This is a genomic window from Bartonella tamiae Th239 (genome assembly GCF_000278275.1).
GTDB lineage: Bacteria > Pseudomonadota > Alphaproteobacteria > Rhizobiales > Rhizobiaceae > Bartonella > Bartonella tamiae.
This window is the reverse complement of sequence record NZ_JH725147.1, coordinates 1,797,654-1,821,468: the sequence shown is the minus strand read 5'-3', so window position 1 is coordinate 1,821,468 and position 23,815 is coordinate 1,797,654. Positions and strand designations below refer to the sequence as shown.

The following is a 23,815-nucleotide window of genomic DNA, read 5'->3' as shown; positions in this document are numbered from 1 at the left end:
TGAAAGGCAAATGCGCATGAGGCTTGATCGATTAATACCAATAACGGCCGACAACATGTTTATATCTGCTCTTAATGTGACAGGAATAACTGCCGATTCAAGATGTGTTTTGCCAGGATATGCATTTTTTGCCTTGCAAGGAAATAAAGGGGATGGGGGCGCCTATATTCAAGATGCGATTGCGCGTGGGGCGGTTGTCGTTTTAACGGATCATCACATGAACGCAGAAAAAAACACAAAAACTGACTCTTTGTTTTTGTTAGATGATCCCTTTTCTAAGGACTCTTTTAATGTCGATAACAACAATCAAAAACCACAAATGTTACATCCATTAGAAAAGATACAGTCATACTCTAAAAACGTACCAATCATTTATGTCAAAAATGCCCGTCATGAATTGGCAATGGCAGCAGCACGCTTTTATGGCAAACAGCCAGAGGTCGTAGTTGCTGTTACAGGGACAAGTGGCAAAACGTCTGTAGCATCGTTTACCCAGCAAATTTGGAAAGAATCAGGCTTTCCGGCCGCCAGTATTGGCACAATAGGTGTCGTGACGCCGACACATATTAATTATGGTTCGCTCACAACTCCAGATCCTGTTTTATTACAAAAAACTTTAGCAGATTTAGCGCATGAAGGAGTGACGCATGCCATCCTTGAAGCTTCTTCTCATGGGCTTGATCAATCGCGGCTTGATGGTATTCACCTTAGTGCTGGTGCTTTTACCAATCTTTCGCGCGATCATATGGATTATCATGAGACGGTAGAAGAATATTTTAATGCTAAAATGCGTCTTTTTGATCATGTTTTGCCGATAGATGCACCAGCCATTATTTATGCCGATGATGCGCATTCACAAGCAGCGATTTCTCATGTGCAAAAAGCCAAACGGAAAGTTTTAACAGTCGGAAAAAACGGCGATTATATTAAAGTAATACGGGTGGAGACAGAGCGCTGTTTCCAAATGATTGACCTTATTTTTGACGAGCAACTTTATGACATCAAGCTTCCTCTTGGGGGGTATTTTCAAGTTGCAAATGCCCTTGTCGCTGCGGGTCTTACACTTGCAACGGGGGTGCCTGCAGCTGCCGTCTTTCGCGCTCTTGAACGCTTAAAAGGTGCGCCTGGTCGTTTGGAGTTGGTTGGTGAAACAAAAGATCATGCGTCCATTTATGTAGATTATGCCCATAAGCCAGAAGCATTACAACAAGTGCTTCAATCTGTGCGACCTTTTACAACAGGCAGAGTGATTGTTTTGTTTGGTTGTGGTGGAGACAGAGATAAAGGAAAGCGCCCACTTATGGGTGCTATTGCTGAAAAATATAGTGATTTTGCTATTGTCACAGATGATAATCCAAGAACAGAAGAGGCCTCTCTCATTCGTCATGAAATTATGGCAGCAATGAAAAATGGTGTTGAAATTGGTGATAGAGCTGTGGCGATTTCTTATGCAATTTCCCAATTAAAGGCAGGCGATACACTGCTTGTCGCTGGCAAAGGTCATGAAAAAGGACAAATAATTGGTCATGAGACATTGCCCTTTTCTGATCAACAAGAAATTATAGCTGCTCTTGAAAGGCAAAATAGATGAGCGCTTTATGGACAAGCTCTGAACTCGCCGATGCTTTAAAGGGTGAGGTGACGGGAAAGCTTAGTGAAGAATTTCACGGAATTTCGATTGATAGCCGCACTGCTCAAAAGGGCGATATTTTCTTTTGCATTAAAGGTGATCAGTTTGACGGTCATGATTTTGCGCAAAAAGCAATTGAAAATGGTGCCTCTGTTTTGATAGTTCATAAAAATCGTACAAAATCACTTTATCATTTGGCAACGCCTATGATTGCCGTGGACGATGTTTTGCAAGGTTTGCAAAATTTGGCAAAAGCAGCGCGTTTGCGCTCAAAAGCAAAAATTATCGCCATCACTGGTTCTGTTGGTAAAACGACAACAAAGGAACTCTTGCGTCAAAGTTTAGCAACCGTGGGTAAAGTGCATGCTAATCCTTTATCTTTTAACAATCATTGGGGTGTTCCGTTAACGCTTGCAAGGATGCCAAAAGAGACTGATTATGGTGTTTTTGAAATTGGTATGAATCATGCCAATGAAATTCGTCCTTTGGTGAAGCTTGTACGACCTGATGTAGCAATTGTTACACAGATTGCGGCTGTTCATTTAGGTTTTTTTTCATCTTTAGAAGATATCGCGGATGCTAAGGCGGAAATCTTTGAAGGTATGAATGATAACGGCATTGTGTTTTTAAATGCCGATGATGCTTTTTTTTCTTATTTGCGTGATAAAGCGCTTTTGCAAGGTGTTCAAACCATATGGTGTTTTGGTGAAGCGGCATTTGCAGATTATCGATTGGAAAAACTCCATATGATGAGTGATTCTTCTGTGATGAAAATTCTTATCCGTGGTGAAGAAGCTATGGTAAAAGTTGGTGCACCTGGGCGCCATATTGTTCAAAATTGCTTAGCTGTGATTGGTGCTTGCGACAATGTGGGAGCAAATTTAGCGAAAATTTTCATGGCGCTTGCCGATTTTAAAGCTGAAAATGGCCGTGGTGCGCGTTATCGTTTAATGTTACCCAAAGGGGGGTATTTTACGCTTATTGATGAAAGTTATAATGCCAATCCAGCTTCCATGCGTGCAGCTCTTGAATTGCTTAAGGCGACACCAAAAACTGAGCGTGGCAGACATATCGCAGTTTTAGGTGATATGTTAGAGCTTGGTGCACATAGCCATAAATTGCATTTGGAGCTTTTAGAACCGATTGAGGCAGCAGAGGTCAATCCGATTTATCTTATTGGGCATGAAATGGAAGCTTTGGCACAGGTTTTATCAAAAAAAATTCAAACTACATACAAACACAATGCGAATGATTGTATTGAGCCGCTTGTGAACGATCTTTTAAAAGACGATATTATTATGGTGAAATCTTCCAATAGTATTGGCGCCTCACGTATTGTCGCCGCGCTTCTTGAGCGTTATAAGCAGCATCCAGATGATTTGAAGAAAGCTGTTCAGACATGATGATGTATCTTTCGTCCTTGACGGATATTTTGCCGGGTGTTGGGGTTTTTCGCTATATTACATTTCGTACTGTTGCTGCGATGTTGACATCAGGTCTTATTGTTTTTTTATTTGGCCCAATTATTATTGCTTCATTGAAAGTACGTCAGGGCAAAGGGCAGCCTATACGCGCGGATGGTCCGCAAACACATTTTAAAAAAGCAGGCACACCGACAATGGGTGGTTTGATGATTTTAACAGGAACTGTTGTCTCATCACTCTTATGGTGTAATCTTGGAAATGTTTATTTTTGGGTTGTTTTAGGTGTTATGCTCGCTTTTGGTGTGATTGGCTTTTATGATGATTATCTTAAAGTCACCAAACAAAGTGATAAAGGTTTTTCAGGAAAAGCACGGCTTGGTATTGAATTTTTGATTGCAGCCATTGCTGCGATTGTTGTGATGCAAACAGAGTCAACAGGTTTAGCACTGCCTTTTGTTAAAGAATATCTTATCAATCTTGGCTGGTTTTTCATTCCTTTTGCTGCTTTTGTGATTGTTGGTGCTGGTAATGCGGTCAATTTCACTGACGGTTTGGATGGTTTGGCTATCGTTCCTGTTATGGTTGCAGCAGCGTCATTTGGGCTTATTGCGTATTTATCAGGTAATATAAATTTTGCTGAGTATCTTCAAATTCACTATGTTGCTGGTACAGGTGAATTGACAGTGCTTTTGGGGGCAGTCGTTGGTGCGGGTCTTGGGTTTTTATGGTTTAATGCCCCTCCTGCTGCCATTTTTATGGGGGATACAGGCTCATTAGCCTTGGGTGGTATGTTGGGTGGTGTTGCTGTCGCTACCAAGCATGAAATAGTTTTAGCGATTATTGGGGGACTTTTTGTTATGGAAGCCCTTTCTGTCATTATCCAAGTTGGATGGTATAAAATGACAAAAAAAAGGGTTTTTCTCATGGCACCTATCCATCATCATTTTGAAAAAAAAGGATGGACAGAAAGTCAAGTGGTGATCCGTTTTTGGATTATAGCTATTGTGCTTGCCTTGATCGGTCTTTCAACGCTCAAATTGAGATAGTTATGATTGTTCTTGAGAGTTTTAAAAATAAAAGAGTTGCACTTTTTGGGCTTGGTGGTTCGGGAATTGCGACACTACAAGCGTTAATTTGCGGTGGCGCAGATGTGTTTGCTTGGGATGATAAGGAAGAAGTACGTCGTTTCGCAAAAGAACAGCTTCAAAATAGCATTATTGATACACAAAATGATAAAGCGTCATTAAATTTTATAGAAAATGCAGCAGATCAATATTTTAACGAAAATCATGGCTGTTTAATTTTTCAAAATTTGCGTGAATTAGATTGGACACATATAGATGTCCTCATTTTAGCTCCCGGTGTTCCTTTAACACATCCTACACCACATTGGGTTGTTACATTGGCACAAAAAGCACAAGTTGATATTATTGGTGATATTGAACTTTTTGTGCGCGAGCGAACTTATTATTTAAAAAAACATAGTTTGAAAGAGCGTGATATACCGTTTATTGCTATTACTGGCACAAATGGAAAATCGACGACCACCGCTTTCATAGATCATCTTTTAAAAATTGCTGGTCAAGATGTACAGATGGGTGGCAATATTGGTACGGCAATATTAGCGCTTGAGCCTTTTAAAAAAAATCGTATTTATGTGGTTGAATGTTCTTCTTTCCAAATAGATTTAGCGCCCTCTCTTAATCCAACAATAGGAATATTGTTAAATTTATCCCCCGACCATATTGATCGGCATGGCTCATTTGCGCATTATAATGCAATAAAGAAAAGGCTCATTGCAAAGGCTCATTATGCTTTAATCGGTATTGAAGAGAAAGAAACGCGGGCAATTTATGATGCGCTGAAGTCGAAAAACCATAAAATTTATCCCATTTCAAAAAAACCTTATTCAGAGCAAAAAAAGATCGTTAATTTTGAGCGTGGATATTTTTTGGACCATTTGACTCTCTATGAATTGAATGAGGTTAATAATCATATAGCGAAAAAAAGAGTGTCTTTAAAAAATGTAATTTCATTGCGTGGAAGCCATAATGCGCAAAACGCCATGATGGGGCTTGCATGTTTGGATATTTTAAATCTTAAACTTGATAATATTGATGCGGCTTTTTCATCCTATCAAGGATTGCCTCACCGTATGCAACAGGTGCGAAAAATCGGATCGGTTTTATTTGTTAATGATAGTAAAGCCACCAATGCTGAAGCTTCTGCCCCTGCATTAGCCACATTTGAACATATTTATTGGATTATTGGAGGCGTTGCTAAAGAGGGGGGGATTTCTGCTCTTAAAGACTTTTTTCCAAAAATTAAAAAGGCCTATCTTATTGGTGATGCTGCCGATGATTTTGCCAAAACTATTGGTGATGCCTTTGCGGTTTCTAAAAGCAAAACACTGGAAAAAGCGGTCCATGAAGCTGCTAAAGATGCCGCTTTTGATAGTACGCAAGGGCTTTTTGGAGAAAATGGCGAGGGGGTTGTTTTGCTTTCGCCAGCAAGTGCAAGTTATGATCAATTTAAAAATTATGGCGCACGGGGTGATGCTTTTATAACTCTTGTCAATGAGCTTTAAGCTTTCTCAATCATAAATGTCGTTTTCATAAAGCAAAAAACAGACAAATATTTTTATAGGGTCGTGTCAGTGCTTAATTGTCATAATTTTATAAAAAAATTTAAATGCTGTTAACCAACTGGAATCCTTTTAGAGTATATTCTGACTACCGAACGCTGATGGTGCAGTTGATTTTAAGTCTGAATAAAAAATAAGATCGTATAACCCTTATCATTAGTGGTTTTACTGCATCACAATGTAAAAATTTAAAGAAAGGGTTCCTTATGGTTTCTCGCGCAGATCGTGGGCCGATTGCAAATTGGTGGTGGACAATTGATCGTTCAATTCTTGCCGCTTGTTTGATGCTTATGGGAATTGGCATTATGTTATCCTTTGCTGCAAGTCCTACGGTTGCATCAAAAATTGGCATAGCAGATAGTTTTTATTTCGTGCGATGGCATATTATTTTTAGTATTCCTGCCCTTTTTACTATGATTATCATTTCTTTTTTTTCACCGCGTAATATTCGCCGATTTTGTCTATTATTATTCATTGCGACCATTGCGCTTCTTGTTGCTACACTTTTGTTTGGTGCAGAAGTAAAAGGCTCAAAACGCTGGATTTCACTGTTGGGAATTTCTGTGCAAGCTTCTGAATTTATGAAACCTGCTTTCATTGTTGTTTCAGCTTGGATTTTTGCACAACAAACCAAAAGTCAAGGTATTTATGGTTATTTACTTGCTATAATCATTTATGCTGTGAGCGCATCTTTATTGGTTCTACAACCTGATATTGGACAAACCATGCTCATCAGTGCGACATGGGGTGGTTTGTTTTTCTTGGCTGGTGTCCCTCTTATTGTGATTTTTTTCTTCATTGGTTTGGCATTTGTTGGTGGTTTTGGTGCTTATATGTTTGTTCATCACGTGCGTGAACGTGTTATTGGTTTTTTAACAGGTGAGGGGGATACATTTCAGGTGGATGTTGGTCGTGAAGCCATTTTAAATGGTGGCTGGTTTGGTCAAGGACCTGGCGAGGGTACAGTAAAACGGATAGTGCCAGATAGCCACACTGACTTTGTATTATCTGTTGCCGCAGAAGAATATGGCATTATATTATGTTTGCTTATACTTGCACTTTTTTCATTTATCGTTATTCGTTCGCTTTCTATTGCAATGAAAGAGCGCGATATGTTTACTCGTTTTTCCATTGCTGGTATTGCTATGTTATTTGGATGTCAATCCATGATTAATATGGCAGTGAATTTGCATCTCATGCCTCCTAAAGGTATGACCTTGCCTTTTATTTCTTACGGTGGTTCTTCTATGGTTGCCATTGCTATATCAATGGGAATTCTTTTAAGCTTAACGCGTCGTCGGCCTGAAGCGCGTCTATCAGCTTCGCTTCCCACATTCGTGCCGGCGGTATAAAATGAGTAAAAAACAAACGATTTTTTTGGTTGCAGGTGGCACAGGGGGGCATCTTTTTCCAGCCGAGGCATTGGGAGAAGAATTATGCCAACGTGGTTATGATGTCCATCTTGCAACTGATATGCGCGCCAAACAGTTTGTGCGCTTTTTTGATGATGATCATATTCATATTGTTCCTTCTGCTACAATTACAGGTAAGAATCCAATTGCTTTGATAAAAACCTTATGGCAATTGGTGCGTGGGGTCAGATATTCGCGTAAGCTATTTCGTCAATTCAAACCTGTTCTTGTTGGTGGTTTTGGTGGTTATCCAACGCTTCCCCCTCTTTATGCGGCACAGTCACGTGGTATTTTGACATTTATTCATGAACAAAATGCAGTTATGGGGCGTGCAAATCATGCGCTTGCTGCAAAAGCAAATGCTATTGCAGGCGGTTTTTTGGCAAAAGAAGGCCCATTTGCTGAAAAAATATATATGACTGGCAATCCACTAAGAAGCGCGGTTATTGAAGTTGCAAAACAGCCTTATAAACCTTCTCGTGCTCAAGAACCTTTTCATCTTTTGATCTTTGGCGGAAGCCAAGGTGCTTCTTTTTTTAGCCAGATTGTGCCGCAAGCTATGGAATTGGTGGACAAAGATATTCTTAAAAGACTGCGCATTGTGCATCAATCCCGTGGTGATGCGCCTGCGCTAAAATCTGCTTACAAAGCACTTGGGATTGAAGCTGAAATTGCTCCTTTTTTTGATGATATGGCACAAAAAATGGCCAATGCGCAATTTATTATCGCCCGATCTGGTGCTTCAACTGTTTCAGAAATCGCCGGCATTGGAAGACCTGCTCTTTTGGTACCTTATCCTTATGCTTTGGATCATGATCAAGCCATGAATGCAGCCCGATTGGCACAAACGGGTGGAGTCAAAGTGATTGAGGAAAAAAATCTTGATGCACAAGAACTTGCGGATTTATTGAAAGTCATTTGTCATAATTCGGAACTTTTGATGACGCAAGCACAAGCTGCTCATACGGTTGGTGTGCTCGATGCAACAAAAAAACTTGCTAATCTTGCTGAAGCGATCATAAAAGGGGAAAAGATTGAAGCGTGTCAAAAAGGAGAAACTGCATGAAAATGCCGCTGAGTATTGGTCTTATCCATTTTATAGGAATCGGCGGTATTGGTATGAGTGGTATTGCTGAAATGCTTTGTAATTTTGGTTATAAAGTGCAAGGTTCCGATCAGGCTGATAACGCAAATATAGAGCGTTTGCGTGCAAAAGGAATTAAAGTTTTTATTGGGCATAATGGCGATAATCTGGGAGAGGCAGAAGTGGTTGTTGTCTCAAGCGCTATAAGAAAAACCAATGTTGAATATCTGGCTGCAAAAGAGCGCCATCTTCCCATTGTTGCGCGCGCTGAAATGCTTGCAGAAATTATGCGTTTTCGTCATGCTATTGCCATTGGGGGGACGCATGGCAAAACAACTACGACATCTTTGGTTGCAAGTTTATTGGATGCAGGAGATCTCGACCCAACGGTTATAAATGGTGGTATCATCAATTCTTATGGCACTAATGCCCGTATGGGCGAGGGCGATTGGATGGTGGTTGAAGCGGATGAAAGCGATGGTACGTTTTTAAAACTGCCTGCTGATATTGCAGTTGTCACAAATATTGATCCTGAACATCTTGATCACTATGGTAGTTTTGATGCTGTGCGTGATGCTTTTTACCAATTTGTTTCGAGTGTACCCTTTTATGGTTTTGGCGTTTTATGTGTCGATCATCCTGAAGTTCAAGCGTTGGTTGCGCGTATTGATGATCGCCGTGTCATTACATATGGCGCTAATCCGCAGGCAGATGTGCGTTTTTCAAATCATCATATGGTAGGGTCAAATTCACATTTTGATGTGACAATCCGCTCGCGTAAAAACAACAAAATGGTTGAATTGAAAGATCTTGTTTTGCCTATGCCAGGTCGTCATAATGTATCAAATGCAACGGCTGCTATTGCGCTTGCTCATGAACTTGGAATAAGTGATGAAGCAATTATCAAAGGTTTGGCAAATTTTGGTGGCGTAAAACGCCGTTTTACCCATACGGGCAGTTGGAATGGTGTTGAAATTTTTGATGATTATGGTCATCATCCCGTTGAAATACGTGCCGTGTTAAAAGCTGCAAGAGACAGTGTTGATGGGCGCGTTATTGCGATTGCTCAACCGCATCGTTATTCACGTCTTCATGATTTTTTTGATGAATTTGCCGCATGTTTTAACGATGCGGATACTCTCTTTATTGCGCCTGTTTATGCCGCTGGAGAAGAGCCGATTGAAGGAGTTAATTCGGCCGAGCTTGTGGAACGGATAAAAACGGCAGGTCATCGTGATGCACATTTGTTAAATACTTCAGAAGAGATTGCTCAGCTCATTGCAAAAGTAGCGCATTCTGGCGACTATGTTATTTTTTTAGGAGCAGGAAATATCACACAATGGGCTTATGCACTTCCTGAAGAGCTCAAATCACTTTAAATAATTTAATCCACTTTTTAGAACGAGGATGTTTTCTAAACTTTTTATCGTGAACATGGTCAAAAAATTATATGAGATAAAAAACGCTGTTTAGAAAAAGATGAATCATGTTTTGTGTATATGGTATAATGAATAATGATAAAATGGTAGTATGAAACGTGAATGATACACCCAAAATAAACGGGAATGCTTTGTTAAATCGTTTGGGAGACATTGTGGCTTCTCTTCGTGGCAAATTAACGCCACACGTTGATATGAGTAAAGTCACTTGGTTTCGCACAGGTGGGGTGGCAGAACTTCTTTATCAGCCAGCGGATGAAGCGGATTTGGTGCTTTTTTTGCGAGCTTTACCCAAAGACGTCCCAATAACGCTTGTTGGTATTGGTTCAAATTTACTTGTGCGTGATGGCGGGATTTGTGGTGTGACTATTCGTCTTTCTGCTAAAGGGTTTGGCCAGATTGAACAGATCTCCACAACACAGTTACGTGCAGGTGCTGCGACACCTGATAAGCGTTTGAGCAATAGCGCACTAGAAGCAGAAATTGCAGGCTTTCATTTTTATCAGGGAATTCCCGGTGGTCTTGGGGGGGCTTTAAAAATGAATGCAGGCGCCAATGGTGTGGAAACAGCAGATCGTGTGGTAGAGGTTTATGCACTTGATCGTGAAGGCAATCATCATACACTTTCTTTAGAAGATATGCAGTATTCTTATCGGCATTCGCAACTTCCGCATGATTATATTTTGATTGGTGCACTGCTTGAAGGTGAAAAAGGTGAAAAAGAATCTATTCGTCAAGCTATGGCAGATGTTGTTCACCATCGTGAAGAGGTTCAGCCAATACGCGAAAAAACGGGCGGCTCAACCTTTCGTAATCCTGAAGGTACGTCGGCTTGGAAAGTGATTGATGATGCAGGCTGTCGCGGTTTGAGAATTGGTGGTGCTGAAATAAGTAAAATGCATTGCAATTTTATGATTAATAATGGCGATGCGACAGCTTACGATTTGGAACTTTTGGGCGAAACAGTTCGTGAACGTGTTTATGTTAAAAGTGGTATTCTTTTACATTGGGAAATTCAAAGAATTGGTGATTTTGCAAACGGTAAAATCGTTAAACCTTTTTCTTCAACTTGATTTTACGCATCATTAAGTTTTAATTTTTTTGAAATGCCTATGGAAACAAAGGTGAAGATCAAAAAAATTCACGACAGAACTGATTTTTAAATAGGTTTTAAGAATATATTTGTAAAATTTATTCACAATCATTGATAAAAAATTCCATGAGTTAAGAGTGAAGCGTCTGTTATCCTCTTTTTTTTATTTTTTCTCAAAAAAATGCAAAAAAAAACTATGAGTCATTTCAAAGGGATGAATCACTATTGCCCTTTAAGATCAGTCATTTGGCAATTGCAGCTCTTGCCATGAAAGAGCGGTTCTGATTCATTGCGTATAACGCTAGTCCATTGATTCGTAACGATGATTTGGAGCTTGATCTACCAATAGTGTGGGTTGAATTGTGAGGGACTATATGTTGTGTTCAATAGGGGAAAATCATGGTTGCAAAACAACATGTTGCTGTATTGATGGGCGGTTTTTCGTCAGAGCGCTCTGTGAGCCTCTCATCTGGAGCAGAATGTGCCCATGCACTTGAAACTTTGGGATATCGTGTTCATCAAATTGATGTTGGGCGTGATGTTGCTGGGGTTTTATCGCATTTGCAGCCTGATGTTGTTTTTAATGCTTTGCATGGCCCTTTTGGTGAGGATGGTAAAATTCAAGGTGTGCTTGAATTTTTACAAATTCCCTATACGCATTCTGGTGTTATGGCCTCAGCTTTGGCAATGGATAAGGGGCGAGCAAAAATTATTGCAGAAAAAAGCGGTGTTTCTGTTGCACATTCACGTGTTATGAATCGTTTTGATATTGGGCTGGATCATCCTATTGAGCCACCTTATGTGATAAAGCCTGTGGCTGAGGGATCAAGTTTTGGTGTTGTTATTGTTCGTGATGATCACTCTCATCCTCCTCAAGAGATTCGCGGTAGCGATTGGAAGTATGGCGATGAGGTTCTGGTAGAAAAATATATTGCTGGACGTGAATTAACGTGTGCTGTTCTTGGTGATGAAGTAATGGATGTTTGTGAAATTGTACCTGATGGTGGATTTCAGTTTTATGATTTTCAATCAAAATATCAACCAGGTGGGTCTTCTCACATATGTCCAGCAAAACTTTCACCAATTGTTTACCAAAATGTGCAAAGAATGTCTTTAATTGCCCATCAGGCTATTGGATGCCGTGGTGTTAGTCGCTCTGATTTTCGTTTTGATGAAGAAAAGGGTGTATTGGTTTGGTTGGAGATTAATACACAACCAGGCATGACATCGACTTCTTTAGTGCCTGATATTGCTCGTAATTCCGGTTATTCTTTTGAAAAACTGGTTCAATGGATGGTGGAGGACGCGTCGTGTATGCGTTGAACGATCAAAGAGATAGTCATGCTTTAACGACTGCGACGTCATTTTTTGGGCGTTTTTATCGTCGTTTGCGTCGTTCTGTCTTTTGTGTTTTGTTTGCTGATGTTCAGCCACCTCGCCATATTGGAACCTTTGCCTTTGCTATTTTTATAAGTGCAAGTGCATTATATGGGGTTATAGCCGGGGGGTATCAAAAGGATGCCGTAAAGGCTGTTGCATCGACGTTTGGTTTTGCTGTTGAAAAGATTGACATTGTGGGTAATCATCATGTGTCTGATCTTGATGTTCTTTTGGCTCTTGGTCTTGATGGTGAAACTTCAACGATCGGGTTTGATGCTGCGATTGCGCGTCAAACATTGGCGGAATTGCCTTGGGTTCGATCGGTTGATGTACAAAAAATTTATCCTAATACTGTACGAATTGCACTGATTGAACGTGAACCTTATGCCATTTGGCAGCATGGGGATAATCTTGATGTAATTGATCGTGATGGACGTGTGATTGTGCCATTTCGCTCTGGACTTGAAAAAGATTTACCTTTGGTTGTTGGTGTTGGTGCTGGGGTGAATGCAGCCAGTTTTGTGCCTGATGTAGCCACCTTCCCAAGTTTAAAAAGTCATGTCAGAGCCTATGTTCGTGTGGGGGATCGTCGTTGGGATGTTCTTCTTGATAATGGGGTGCGCATTAAACTGCCTGAGTTTGATGCGCAAAAACGCTTAAGTGATGCGGTGAAGATAGAAAAATCGCAAGGTCTTTTTACACGCGATGTGGTGAGCGTTGATTTGCGTTTGCCTGATCGCATTGTTGTTGCACTGTCAGATGAGGCTCTGGAGCGCCGTAATAAAATTGTAAAAGAAGAGGAGCGTCTTCTAAAGGCGCGGAAGGCAGGACAAGCATGAATATATTAGGTGCAGGATATGGCGGTGTATCGCGTAAAACGCGTTTGCTAACTGTGCTTGATATGGGTTCGAGCAAGGTTTCATGCGTGATTGCGCGCCTTCGTCCGCTTGAACAAATGCAATATTTATATGGCCGCACGCATCATATTGAAATATTGGGTTTTGGTGTTCAACAGTCTCGCGGTATTAAATCTGGCGTCGTTATGGATATGGCAGCTGCGGAACAATCCGTTCGTTTGGCGGTTGATGCCGCAGAAAAAATGGCTGGACTTGTTGTTGATTCCTTGATTGTGAATTTTTCCTCAGCTCGTTTTCAAAGTGTTGTTTTGCAAGGTGAAAGCAAAGTTAGTGGCGGCGAAGTTTTTGCTCGTGATGTACGTGCAGTTCTTGCGGATGCTTCACAAAAGGCATTCGCACTTGATCGCCACATTGTGCATTCTGTACCTCTTTCTTATTCATTGGATGAGGAAAAAGGCATTGCCGATCCTTTGGGTATGATTGGCGACCAATTGGGTGTCGATGTTCATGTTATGACTGCAGATAATGTGGCTTTACGCAATTTGGAGGCTTGCATTAATCGTGCTCATTTGAGTGTTGAGGCAATGGTAGCAACACCATATGCAAGTGGTCTTTCTGTCTTGGTTGAAGATGAAGCGCGCTTGGGTGCGGCGTGTATTGATATTGGCGGTGGAACCACAACATTTTCAGTTTTTTTTGAAGGTCAATTTGTTCACGCTGATGCAATCGCCATTGGTGGACATCACGTCACGCTTGATATTGCACGGGGCTTTTCTATGCCCGTTGAAGCTGCAGAACGTTTGAAAGTGATGCATGGATTAGCACTTTTGGAAGGTGCTGATGATCGTTACATGATTAATGTGCCTCAAATTGCGGGTGAACAGCAAGATGTCCAATATCCAAGAGCTGTCTTAACGCGCATTATTCGTGCGCGGGTAGAAGAGACACTTGAAATGGTAAGAGATCGTTTAAATCGCTCAGGCTTTGGTCATATTATCGGAAGACGAGTGGTTTTGACAGGGGGAGGCTGTCAGTTGATTGGGCTTGCTGAAACTGCACGAAAAATTCTAGGCCGTAATGTGCGTATAGGACGACCATTGGGTGTTTCGGGTTTGCCAAATTTGGCAAAGGGTGCTGCGTTTTCAGCTGTTGTTGGATTAATGATTTATCCACAAATGGCTGGTTTTGAAGAGAAGACGGTTCAGGTTTCTCGTCAATTGAAGACAGGAACAGGACGTTTTCAACGTGTTGGCCAATGGCTGCGTGAAAATTTTTGAGTAAAGAAGCGTTTCGTTTAATAAAAATAATACCGCTTTGGGCTTTGCGGTTTTCTAATTGAGAAGGAATATACAATGACAATCAATCTGCATCAGCCAGATATTACCGAATTAAAACCTCGTATTTCCGTTTTCGGTGTAGGCGGTGGCGGCGGTAATGCTGTGAATAATATGATTAATGCTGGTATGCGCGGCGTTGATTTTGTTGTGGCAAACACTGACGCACAAGCTTTAACAATGTCTAAGGCAGATCGCGTTATTCAATTAGGTGCTGCTGTTACGGAAGGTTTGGGTGCTGGTGCCTTGCCTGAGGTCGGACAAGCGGCTGCCGAAGAGTGCTTGGACGAAATCAAAGATTATCTTGGAAATTCGCATATGGTGTTTATCACTTGCGGCATGGGTGGTGGTACGGGTACAGGTGCGGCACCTGTTGTTGCGCGTGCTGCTCGTGAAAAAGGTATTCTTACCGTTGGCGTCGTAACCAAGCCTTTTCATTTTGAAGGGGCGCGTCGTATGAAAACGGCAGAAGCTGGAATTGAAGAACTGCAAAAATCTGTCGATACATTAATTGTTATTCCTAATCAAAATCTTTTCCGTATCGCGAATGAAAAAACGACTTTTGCTGATGCGTTTATGATGGCAGATCAGGTGCTTTATTCTGGTGTTGCTTCAATCACAGATTTGATGATCAAAGAAGGTTTGATTAATCTTGACTTTGCAGATGTCCGCTCTGTGATGCATGAAATGGGCCGTGCAATGATGGGAACTGGTGAAGCATCAGGTGAAGGGCGCGCCCTTGCTGCTGCTGAAGCTGCAATTGCAAACCCACTTTTGGATGAAACATCTATGCGCGGCGCACGCGGACTGTTAATTTCTATCACAGGTGGTCGCGATCTTACCTTGTTTGAGGTTGATGAAGCGGCCAATCGTATCCGTGAAGAAGTTGATTCAGATGCCAATGTTATCTTTGGTGCCATTGATGATGAATCTTTGGAAGGGGTTGTTCGTGTCTCTGTCGTTGCTACAGGTATTGACCGTGTCGCAGCGGATGGTATCCAGCCGGGTGATTTTGCCGCTCAACGTATGTCGGCACCAATACGTAAACAAGAAGCTGCAACCGCTTCTAAGCCTGTTGCTGCTTCAGCACCTAAATCAGAAAGCCGCCATGAATCTATGGTTGAGGTTATGGAAGCGCTTGAGGTTGAAATCAATCAACCTGTTAATGAGCCTTTCAGACCTAAAAGCCAAATTTTCAAATCACCAACATCTCAAGTGGGGCATGCACAACAGCGTTCGCATGCACAAGCTCCTGCTGGTGCTTATGCACAAATGCACAATAATAGTGGCGCCCATTCTCATGCAAACTCACATCACGCCGGTGGTCAAGCGCAGGCATTTGGAGCTCCGCGAATGGGTGGTCAAGCTGTGCCACAGCAACATATGACACAGCAAGTATCAATGGAAGCAACTGCGCGTGTTTTAGAAGAACCTGCTCAAAATGAAATGGTTGATAATGCATTTGATGTATCACAGGAAAATTCTTCTCCTCGTCAAGTTCAGCGTTCTGCACCAGCGCGGATGCCTGAATTGAGTGATTTTCCTTCTGTTGGTCGTGAACAAATGGCAGCTTCACATGAACGCAGCACACCACAACCAGGACCGCGTAGTTTGTGGCAAAAACTTACACAAAGTTTAATGCATCGTGATGAAGCAGAACCTACGGCGCGTTTAGAACCCGCTTCAAATCCATCGCCACGCCGTCCTTCTATGCCACAAATGGAAAATCGCCGTGCAATTTCTCCTGATGCAAATGTTTATGCACCACGTCGCAATGCTGATAATCAAGTACGCCCTCAGCCACAACAGCAGCAACAACGTTCAAATATGAGTGAAGAGGATCAATTGGAAATTCCAGCCTTTTTGCGTCGTCAATCTCATTAAAATCTTGAGATGAAACCACTATATTAAAAGAGGAGATTTAATTATCTCTTCTTCTAAAAAAGCCCTTATTCCTTATTTAACCGCTGTTTCGACAGCGGTTTTTTTATGTTTAAGAAAAATATAATGAGAATGGTGTGCATAGTTTCACCACATAAAAAAAATATCGACTATAGTTGTAAATGAGTTTTATCTTTTGATTTCATTACGTGATATTTTATATAAAAAAATTGGAATAAAATTATGAGCACTTTGAACAAACCTATGAGTGTTAAGAATGACATACCAGTCGATGCGATGATGCAACCAGAGTTTCAATCGACAATACGTAAGACGATTACATTTGAAGGTGTCGGTGTTCATAGTGGGCGCGCGTGCACACTTACACTTATGCCTGCTGAAATTGATACAGGCATTGTTTTCGTACGGAAAAAAGCTGATGGTACGAAATACCAATTTAATGCGCATTCCAGTGAGACGGGTGCAACTTCTTTATCAACAGTTTTGGGTGAGGGGGACATACGCGTTGAAACAATTGAACATCTTATGGCGGCAATTTCAGCTTTTAATATTGATAATATAATGATTCATGTTAGTTCTAACGAAATTCCAATTCTTGATGGTGGTTCTTTAACTTATTGCACAGCTTTTGAAGAAACAGGACTTTTACGCCAAAAAGCATTGCGTAAATATATCATAATTAAACAGCCAATACGTGTCGAATCAGGGGAATCTTATGCGGAGTTTTGTCCATTTTCTGGACGACGGTTCGACGTTTCAATTGCATTTTCTTCACCTGCAATTGGTTCGAGTAAATTAATTTTCGATTTGGAGCGCGTTGCCTTTCAAAAGGAAATCTCGCGGGCACGCACTTTTGGATTTTTAAAGGATGTCGAAATGTTACGGGCTAAGGGGATGGCGCTTGGTTCATCTTTAGAAAATTCTATTGTTATTGGTGATGATGATACAATCGTCAATCCTCAAGGTCTTTATTATGATAATGAATTTGTGCGCCATAAATTATTGGATGCAATTGGTGATACCGCGCTTTTAGGCGCACCTTTTATAGGGTTGTTTCGCTCTTACCGGGGTGGACATGCATTAAATGCTCAATTGGTTAAAGCACTTTTGGATAATCATAAGGCTTATGAATTAAGAGCTTTAACAGCATAAATTCAAAAAAAAATGGTTTTTTTTGTTTTTGCCACAATTGAGCCGTCAAGCAATGATTGACCAATATTAAACTAATCGGGTATTTCATTTGAAAGCTGATTGAAAAGACTCATTAATGATAAAGCCAAATTTGGTTTTGTTGTATAAATTTGATCTTGCTGATTGAGATTGTGTGCTTTATGCGTTAAAAAGTGCAGAATTTTTTAATTTTGGCATGGCAATTGTTAAAGGCAGTGTGGGAAGGCCAGAGAAAATATGACGAAGTCTATTTCGTTTGTAAAAAACGTTAAAAACGCACATTTTGATATTTCGAAAAAAATATGCGTCGGTCTTATGCTTGTAAGCGTGAGTTTGCTTGCAGCCTGTTCAAACAAGGATGATGATCTTGATTTGAGTGCTTATGTTGAGACGATTGACCCACCCGATGTGCTTTACAATCAAGCTTTGGCAAATCTTGAAGATGGTCGCTTTGGTGAAGCATCGAAAAAATTTGAAACCATTGATCGTCAACATCCTTATACTGAATGGGCGCGCAAGGCATTGGTCATGGGTGCCTTTACCAATTATAGGCAAGGCAATTATGATGAAGCAGTGAATATGGCAAAGCGCTATTTAGCACTTTATCCAACATCTGAAGAATCTGCTTATGCATATTATATTATTGGGCTTGCATATTTCCGCCAAATTCCTGACATTACACGTGATCAAAAAGATACAAAACGTGCAGTGGCAGCTATGCAGGAAGTGGTGGATCGTTATCCCGATTCTGAATATGTTGATGATGCACGTACAAAAATTCGTTTTGGACGTGAGCAATTGGCTGGCAAAGAGATGCAAATTGGCCGCTATTATCAAGAACGTAAACAATATTTGGCTGCTTTAAAACGTTATCGTAATGTTGTAGAAGAATATTCTAATACCAATCAAGTTGAAGAAGCCCTGTATCGGTTAACTGAAGCCAATTATGCTCTTGGTTTAACTTCTGAGGCGCAAACAGCGGCAGCAGTTTTAGGACAAAATTATCCTGAAAGTAAGTGGTATCTAAACGCTTATAATCTGTTACGTAAAGGGGGGGTTTCCCCGCAAGAAAATTCTGGATCATGGATTTCACAAGCCTTTGGCGGTGGAAAGAAAGCGTCTTAGGGTATCATGCTTATACAGCTTTCGATCCGCGACATTGTTCTGATCGAAAGGCTCGATATCAGCTTTGAAACGGGTCTGTCGGTTTTGACGGGTGAAACGGGTGCAGGAAAATCAATTTTACTTGATTCTCTTTCTCTCGCTCTTGGGGGCAGAGGTGATGCCTCGCTTGTGCGCAATGGTGCAGAAAATGGTGAAGTGCGCGCGGTTTTTGATCTTTCTATAAATCATCCTATTCGCGCTATAATGCGTGAACATGGCTTGCATGATGAAGGTGATATTATTTTTCGTCGTATTCAGGCAAAAGACGGACGTAGTCGTGTTTTTATTAATGATCAAGCAGCCAGTGTCGCGCTTATGCGTATGCTTGGTTCAAAATTGGTTGAAATTCATGGTCAACATGATGATCGGGCATTGGTGGATATTGATACCCATAGAAATTTGCTTGATGCTTTTGGTGGTTTAGAACAAAAGGTTGAAACCGTTCAAAATTGTTTTAAACGGCTTAAAACTTTAGAAACGGAGCTGACATCACAGCGCACAAAAATTGAAGAAAGAGCAAAAGAAGCGGATTATTTGCTGACTGCGATTGAAGAATTAGATACGCTTAATCCTCAATTGGGTGAAGAAGAACAATTGGCGATACGTCGTAGTGAAATGATGAAATCTGAAAAGATTGCTGGTGACATTCACGAGGCTGAAGAGATATTAAGTGGTGCAGATTCCCCCGTTTTCTTAATATCAAATTTGGTGCGTCGTCTTGAGCGTAAGGTGCAAGAAGCGGAAGAACATATTGCGCCTATTGTTCAATCAATGGATAATGCTTTGGAAGCTCTCGCTCAGGCACAAGACCACATCCAAGATGCTGTGCGTTCTTTAGATTTTGATCCTCATGAACTTGAAAGGGTAGAAGAACGTCTTTTTGCACTTCGTGCAAGTGCACGCAAACATCATGTCATGGTTGATGATTTGAGTACACTTCGCGAAAAAATGAGAAATGAATTAAATGCTCTTGAACAGGGGCAAACAGCACTTACTCAACTTGAAAATGATGTAAAAGTGGCAAGTAAAGAATATGATGAAGCTGCAATAGATTTATCGCAGAGCCGCCATACTGTTGGAAAAGAACTGGCAGAAAATGTAATGGCAGAGTTACCTGCACTTAAACTTGAGCGCGCTGATTTTATGGTTCGAATTGAAACGGATCCTCTTAATCGTCATATTTATGGTATCGATAAAGTAGAGTATTGGGTTAGAACCAATCCAGGAACGCATGCAGGTCCAATATTGAAAGTTGCTTCTGGTGGTGAATTGTCGCGTTTTTTACTGGCATTAAAGGTCGCTTTAGCTGATCGCGGTTCAGCGCCAACATTAATTTTTGATGAAATTGATACAGGAGTTGGTGGTTCAGTTGCTGATGCTATTGGGCAAAGATTATCAAGATTGGCAAAAAACATTCAAGTTTTATCAGTTACGCATGCACCGCAAGTGGCAGCGAAAGCAGACAACCACTTTCTCATTTCTAAGAAAGCCGAACAGGCAGATGAGCGTCTTTTTACACAAGTGCATGAAATGCAATGGAGTGAACGGGAAGAAGAGATCGCTCGTATGCTGGCAGGAGAACATGTTACGCAGGAAGCACGTGCTGCTGCTCAAAAATTATTGGCACGTCACTAATTTTAAAATTTTAGCTTGTATTGAAAAAGAGACATAATTTAAGCGATAGTTTTGTAGCTGATAAACTATAAGTCTATAATGGTGCTTTTTAAATGAACTGCTTATGTTCTATAATTTTGGAACACTATTGTAAAATGAGATTTATATGAGTTGTTTATACACAAATGTTCTTAGCAAGCTTATTGTACCTTTTTATGCAACGCGCCATGTTTGTAATCGTGTGATTGATTCTGGAATATAAATATGAAAACAATCTTGGTTGAGGATTTAACATCAAAACAGGCGGAAAGTGAGTTGGAATGGCTTGCTAAAGAAATTGCTCGTCATGATGTTTTATATAATACACACGATACCCCTGAGATTTCTGATGCAGATTACGATTCCTTAAGACAGCGCAATAGTGCAATCGAACATCGTTTTCCTGATCTGATACGGGCAGATTCACCTTCTCATAAAGTTGGGGCTCAGGTTTCTGAAAAGTTTGAAAAAGTAACGCATCGCATTCCCATGCTTTCTCTTGATAATGCCTTTAGCGATGAAGATGTTCAGGATTTTGTTGATCGTATACGTCGGTTTTTAAAATTTTCAACAAAAGAAGAACTGGCGATTACGGCAGAACCAAAAATTGATGGGCTTTCACTTTCGTTACGCTATGAACAAGGAATACTTGTACAAGCGGCAACGCGTGGTGATGGTCAAGTTGGTGAAAATGTTACCGCCAATGCACGAACTATCCGCGATATTCCTCAAAAACTTCATGGAAATTTTCCAGATATTCTTGAAGTGCGTGGTGAAGTTTACATGGCGCATTCTGATTTTGAAGCATTGAATGCACGTCATGAAAAAAAGAATAAGCAGATCTTTGCTAATCCCCGTAATGCGGCGGCCGGCTCTTTGAGACAGTTGGATTCACGCATCACGGCAAGCAGGGAATTAAAGTTTTTTGCCTATGCATGGGGTGAAATCAGTCAACTTCCTTCGACTACTCAAATGGGTATGATGGATTTTTTTCGAACACTTGGCTTTTGTGTCAATCCGCTAACAGCGCTTTATGAAACAGCTCAAGACCTCATTGATCATTATCGTAAAATTGAAATGCAACGCGCCGATTTAGACTATGATATTGACGGTGTGGTTTATAAAGTCAATGCACTTTCACTACAGGAACGTCTTGGGTTTGTGTCTCGTTTTCCACGTTGGGCGATTGCCCATAAATTCCCCGCTGAACGTGCTATCACTAAATTACTTGCAATTGATGTCCAAGTTGGACGGACAGGTGCTTTAACGCCAGTTGCGCGCTTAGAGCCAATTACAGTAGGTGGTGTTGTTGTCACCAATGCCACATTGCATAATGAGGATTACATTAAAGGAATTGGCAGTAAAGGTGAATATATTCGTGATGGCAGAGATATTCGTGTAGGTGACACGGTGATTATCCAACGAGCTGGGGATGTCATACCGCAAATTGTCGATATTATGTTGGAAAAACGTCCACAAGAGACCCATTCTTTTCAATTTCCAGATACTTGCCCAGCATGTGGAAGCAGTGCCGTGCGAGAAGAAGGAGAAGCGGTGCGCCGTTGTACAGGAGGGTTGATTTGTCCTGCTCAGGCAGTAGAACGTATACGTCATTTTGTTTCACGCAATGCGTTTGATATTGAAGGCTTAGGCGAAAAACAAGTTGATTTTTTCTTTTATGCTGAAAGTGAAGAGCTGTTAATACGCAGCCCAGCTGACATTTTCACTTTACAAAAAAGACAAAAAAATGCCTTGGTCAAACTTGAAAAATTTCCGGGTTTTGGCTTAACATCCGTTCGTAAACTTTATGACGCGATCAATGCGCGTAGAAAAATTCCATTTCATCGTTTTCTCTTTGCACTTGGTATTCGACATATTGGACAAGTCAATGCTCGCAGACTGGCACGTGCTTATCAAACTTATGATGCGTTTGAGAAGACTGCACGTGCAGCAATGTGTTCTACAAATGAAAATAAGTGCAACAATGAAGCTTGGGAAGAATTAATAAATATTGAAGGAATTGGAACTATTGTAGCAGAGGCGATTGTTGATTTTTATCGTGAAGAGCATAATAGTGAGGTTTTACGTGCTTTATTGGCAGAGGTTGAACCTTTAGCAGAAGATGTTCCGATAATAGATCAAACGCCTATTGCAGGAAAAACCATTGTTTTTACGGGTGCTCTTGAACGAATGTCTCGAGAAGAAGCAAAAGCAATGGCAGAACGTTATGGTGCAAAAACAGCTGGATCCGTTTCAAAAAAGACAGATCTTGTGGTTGCCGGACCAGGCGCGGGTTCTAAATTGTCAAAAGCGAAAGAATGGGACATAGAAATCATTGATGAAAATGAATGGTTTCAAATGATGGGACAAAATAATGCGTAAGGCAGCACCACCTGAATTTCATGATAAACAATCAGTAGCTCCCCAACCACGCTATGCAGTAGGCATAATTCTTGTCATCATTGCCACGATTGTATTTGCATGCCAAGATGCGATCACCAAAACACTTGTTGTAGAATATCCTGCAACGTTTATTGTTATGGTGCGCTATTGGATATTTTTCCTTGCAGGTTTTTACATGGTGAAAAGGGCCGATGGCAGTACTTTTCAAAATATGAAAACGCGTCGTCCTATGATTCAATGTTTGCGTGGCGTTTTGCTTTTATCTGAGTTACTTGTTCTGGCGATGGCTTTTCGAGCTATGGGCTTGGCAGAAGTCACCTCTATTTTTCAAGCCTATCCACTTTTTGGGACAATTTTTGCAATTCTTTTATTGAAGGAACAAGTCGGTTGGCGGCGTATTAGCGCTCTCATTATTGGTTTTATTGGTATACTTATTATGTTGAGACCCGGTGTTGGTGCTTTAGGTCCAGGGGCTATCTGGGCGCTTATTGGTGCGCTACTTTTTGCTCTTTATATGGCATTAACACGTCTTGTTGGTGGTATTGATAAACCGCAAACGTCGTTTTTTTATGTTGGTATTGTTGGACTTGTCATTATGACAATTGGTTTGCCCTTTTTCTGGGTAACTGTAGAAAAACAACATATACCTTTTATCGTTCTTTTATGTTGTACCTCGGTTTTTGGTCATTTTTTAATGATCAAAGCACTATCAATTGCACCTTTGACAGTTATTCAGCCCTTTAATTATTTACAACTTGTATGGTCAGTTATCATTGGATATCTCGTCTTTAGTGATATTCCAGATATATATACTTTTATTGGTGCCTTTCTCGTAGTTGGTAGCGGATTATTTGTCTTTTATCGGGAGCAAATACGTTCAGCACAATTGCGACCAAAACGCGAATGACAGATGTTTTAAATGAATAACTTTAAGACAATTGATGGGTGAGTGCTATATCAACTTTTTTCGTAATCACGGATGTGCATTCGTTCCATCATTACCTTGAAATTTTGTCGTAAATATTTTCAATCATTAGCTCAAAGAATGTCGTCAATAAGTGATGAGTTCGCAAAATATGACTGCAAATTTTGTATTTTTATGATGATTAATTGTTATGTCTTTATTAAATAATATATTGCCTTATTAAAAATAATAAATTGTAATTTATAGTTATAAATAACCATTTTTTGAAAAAAAAGTTAATCCTCTCACTTCTCGTTTAAAG

Annotated in this window: 17 protein-coding genes; all 17 read left to right on the top strand. The window is 40.6% G+C overall.

Annotated features, from left to right (window positions below; all coding sequences use genetic code 11):
* Positions 1-16: 16 nt before the first annotated feature.
* The 17 genes from ME5_RS08210 to ME5_RS08130 all read left to right on the top strand — a co-directional run bounded on the left by ME5_RS08210 (position 17) and on the right by ME5_RS08130 (position 23,496).
* Positions 17-1,591 carry a UDP-N-acetylmuramoyl-L-alanyl-D-glutamate--2,6-diaminopimelate ligase gene (locus tag ME5_RS08210; RefSeq protein WP_008040146.1) on the top strand — a complete coding sequence of 525 codons (1,575 nt, stop codon included), beginning with the start codon at positions 17-19 and terminating at the stop codon, positions 1,589-1,591.
* Positions 1,588-3,033 (top strand): UDP-N-acetylmuramoylalanyl-D-glutamyl-2,6-diaminopimelate--D-alanyl-D-alanine ligase, encoded by a 1,446-nt coding sequence (locus ME5_RS08205; RefSeq protein WP_008040144.1) that lies wholly within the window; start codon positions 1,588-1,590, stop codon positions 3,031-3,033. The genes ME5_RS08210 and ME5_RS08205 overlap by 4 nt, the downstream gene beginning before the upstream one ends.
* The gene (mraY, locus tag ME5_RS08200) at positions 3,030-4,100 is read left to right on the top strand and encodes a phospho-N-acetylmuramoyl-pentapeptide-transferase (protein ID WP_035000139.1); all 1,071 of its coding nucleotides are present in this window, start codon (positions 3,030-3,032) and stop codon (positions 4,098-4,100) included. The genes ME5_RS08205 and mraY overlap by 4 nt, the downstream gene beginning before the upstream one ends.
* A 2-nt stretch (positions 4,101-4,102) precedes the next feature.
* Positions 4,103-5,641: a UDP-N-acetylmuramoyl-L-alanine--D-glutamate ligase gene (murD, locus tag ME5_RS08195; RefSeq protein ID WP_008040142.1), complete on the top strand. Its 1,539-nt coding sequence runs from the start codon at positions 4,103-4,105 to the stop codon at positions 5,639-5,641.
* Between the two features lie 263 nt (positions 5,642-5,904).
* Complete coding sequence (locus ME5_RS08190; RefSeq protein ID WP_008040141.1) at positions 5,905-7,050, top strand: FtsW/RodA/SpoVE family cell cycle protein; 1,146 nt, start codon at positions 5,905-5,907, stop codon at positions 7,048-7,050.
* Position 7,051: 1 nt separating this feature from the next.
* Positions 7,052-8,176 (top strand): undecaprenyldiphospho-muramoylpentapeptide beta-N-acetylglucosaminyltransferase, encoded by a 1,125-nt coding sequence (murG, locus tag ME5_RS08185; protein WP_008040140.1) that lies wholly within the window; start codon positions 7,052-7,054, stop codon positions 8,174-8,176.
* On the top strand, positions 8,173-9,573 hold the full coding sequence (gene murC, locus ME5_RS08180; protein WP_008040139.1) for a UDP-N-acetylmuramate--L-alanine ligase: 1,401 nt from the start codon (positions 8,173-8,175) through the stop codon (positions 9,571-9,573). The genes murG and murC overlap by 4 nt, the downstream gene beginning before the upstream one ends.
* A 158-nt stretch (positions 9,574-9,731) precedes the next feature.
* On the top strand, positions 9,732-10,706 hold the full coding sequence (murB, locus tag ME5_RS08175) for a UDP-N-acetylmuramate dehydrogenase (RefSeq protein ID WP_008040138.1): 975 nt from the start codon (positions 9,732-9,734) through the stop codon (positions 10,704-10,706).
* 419 nt (positions 10,707-11,125) lie between these two features.
* On the top strand, positions 11,126-12,049 hold the full coding sequence (locus ME5_RS08170; protein WP_008040137.1) for a D-alanine--D-alanine ligase: 924 nt from the start codon (positions 11,126-11,128) through the stop codon (positions 12,047-12,049).
* Positions 12,037-12,945 carry a cell division protein FtsQ/DivIB gene (locus ME5_RS08165; RefSeq protein ID WP_008040136.1) on the top strand — a complete coding sequence of 303 codons (909 nt, stop codon included), beginning with the start codon at positions 12,037-12,039 and terminating at the stop codon, positions 12,943-12,945. Before ME5_RS08170 ends, ME5_RS08165 begins: the two co-directional genes overlap by 13 nt.
* Complete coding sequence (ftsA, locus tag ME5_RS08160) at positions 12,942-14,240, top strand: cell division protein FtsA (RefSeq protein ID WP_008040135.1); 1,299 nt, start codon at positions 12,942-12,944, stop codon at positions 14,238-14,240. The genes ME5_RS08165 and ftsA overlap by 4 nt, the downstream gene beginning before the upstream one ends.
* A gap of 75 nt (positions 14,241-14,315) precedes the next feature.
* A complete protein-coding gene (ftsZ, locus tag ME5_RS08155) occupies positions 14,316-16,181 on the top strand; it encodes a cell division protein FtsZ (protein WP_008040134.1) in 1,866 nt (621 codons plus the stop codon).
* Between the two features lie 240 nt (positions 16,182-16,421).
* Positions 16,422-17,351: a UDP-3-O-acyl-N-acetylglucosamine deacetylase gene (gene lpxC / locus ME5_RS08150; RefSeq protein ID WP_008040132.1), complete on the top strand. Its 930-nt coding sequence runs from the start codon at positions 16,422-16,424 to the stop codon at positions 17,349-17,351.
* 333 nt (positions 17,352-17,684) lie between these two features.
* Positions 17,685-18,494, top strand: a complete 810-nt coding sequence (locus ME5_RS08145) for an outer membrane protein assembly factor BamD (RefSeq protein ID WP_245256555.1) — start codon at positions 17,685-17,687, stop codon at positions 18,492-18,494.
* A gap of 6 nt (positions 18,495-18,500) precedes the next feature.
* Entirely contained in the window at positions 18,501-20,168 is a 1,668-nt protein-coding gene (recN, locus tag ME5_RS08140) for a DNA repair protein RecN (protein WP_008040129.1), read from the top strand.
* A gap of 243 nt (positions 20,169-20,411) precedes the next feature.
* The gene (gene ligA / locus ME5_RS08135) at positions 20,412-22,568 is read left to right on the top strand and encodes an NAD-dependent DNA ligase LigA (protein ID WP_008040127.1); all 2,157 of its coding nucleotides are present in this window, start codon (positions 20,412-20,414) and stop codon (positions 22,566-22,568) included.
* The gene (locus ME5_RS08130; RefSeq protein WP_008040125.1) at positions 22,561-23,496 is read left to right on the top strand and encodes a DMT family transporter; all 936 of its coding nucleotides are present in this window, start codon (positions 22,561-22,563) and stop codon (positions 23,494-23,496) included. The genes ligA and ME5_RS08130 overlap by 8 nt, the downstream gene beginning before the upstream one ends.
* The last annotated feature ends 319 nt before the right edge of the window (positions 23,497-23,815 follow it).

What these genes read in the sequence shown, in the direction of transcription:
- ligA (WP_008040127.1), top strand. Translation starts at nt 20,412, where the DNA reads ATGAAAACAATCTTGGTTGAGGATTTAACATCAAAACAGGCGGAAAGT.
- murG (WP_008040140.1), top strand. Translation starts at nt 7,052, where the DNA reads ATGAGTAAAAAACAAACGATTTTTTTGGTTGCAGGTGGCACAGGGGGG.
- lpxC (WP_008040132.1), top strand. Translation starts at nt 16,422, where the DNA reads ATGAGCACTTTGAACAAACCTATGAGTGTTAAGAATGACATACCAGTC.
- ME5_RS08130 (WP_008040125.1), top strand. Translation starts at nt 22,561, where the DNA reads ATGCGTAAGGCAGCACCACCTGAATTTCATGATAAACAATCAGTAGCT.
- ftsZ (WP_008040134.1), top strand. Translation starts at nt 14,316, where the DNA reads ATGACAATCAATCTGCATCAGCCAGATATTACCGAATTAAAACCTCGT.
- ftsA (WP_008040135.1), top strand. Translation starts at nt 12,942, where the DNA reads ATGAATATATTAGGTGCAGGATATGGCGGTGTATCGCGTAAAACGCGT.
- murC (WP_008040139.1), top strand. Translation starts at nt 8,173, where the DNA reads ATGAAAATGCCGCTGAGTATTGGTCTTATCCATTTTATAGGAATCGGC.
- mraY (WP_035000139.1), top strand. Translation starts at nt 3,030, where the DNA reads ATGATGATGTATCTTTCGTCCTTGACGGATATTTTGCCGGGTGTTGGG.
- murD (WP_008040142.1), top strand. Translation starts at nt 4,103, where the DNA reads ATGATTGTTCTTGAGAGTTTTAAAAATAAAAGAGTTGCACTTTTTGGG.
- ME5_RS08145 (WP_245256555.1), top strand. Translation starts at nt 17,685, where the DNA reads ATGCTTGTAAGCGTGAGTTTGCTTGCAGCCTGTTCAAACAAGGATGAT.
- ME5_RS08205 (WP_008040144.1), top strand. Translation starts at nt 1,588, where the DNA reads ATGAGCGCTTTATGGACAAGCTCTGAACTCGCCGATGCTTTAAAGGGT.
- ME5_RS08210 (WP_008040146.1), top strand. Translation starts at nt 17, where the DNA reads ATGAGGCTTGATCGATTAATACCAATAACGGCCGACAACATGTTTATA.
- ME5_RS08190 (WP_008040141.1), top strand. Translation starts at nt 5,905, where the DNA reads ATGGTTTCTCGCGCAGATCGTGGGCCGATTGCAAATTGGTGGTGGACA.
- recN (WP_008040129.1), top strand. Translation starts at nt 18,501, where the DNA reads ATGCTTATACAGCTTTCGATCCGCGACATTGTTCTGATCGAAAGGCTC.
- ME5_RS08170 (WP_008040137.1), top strand. Translation starts at nt 11,126, where the DNA reads ATGGTTGCAAAACAACATGTTGCTGTATTGATGGGCGGTTTTTCGTCA.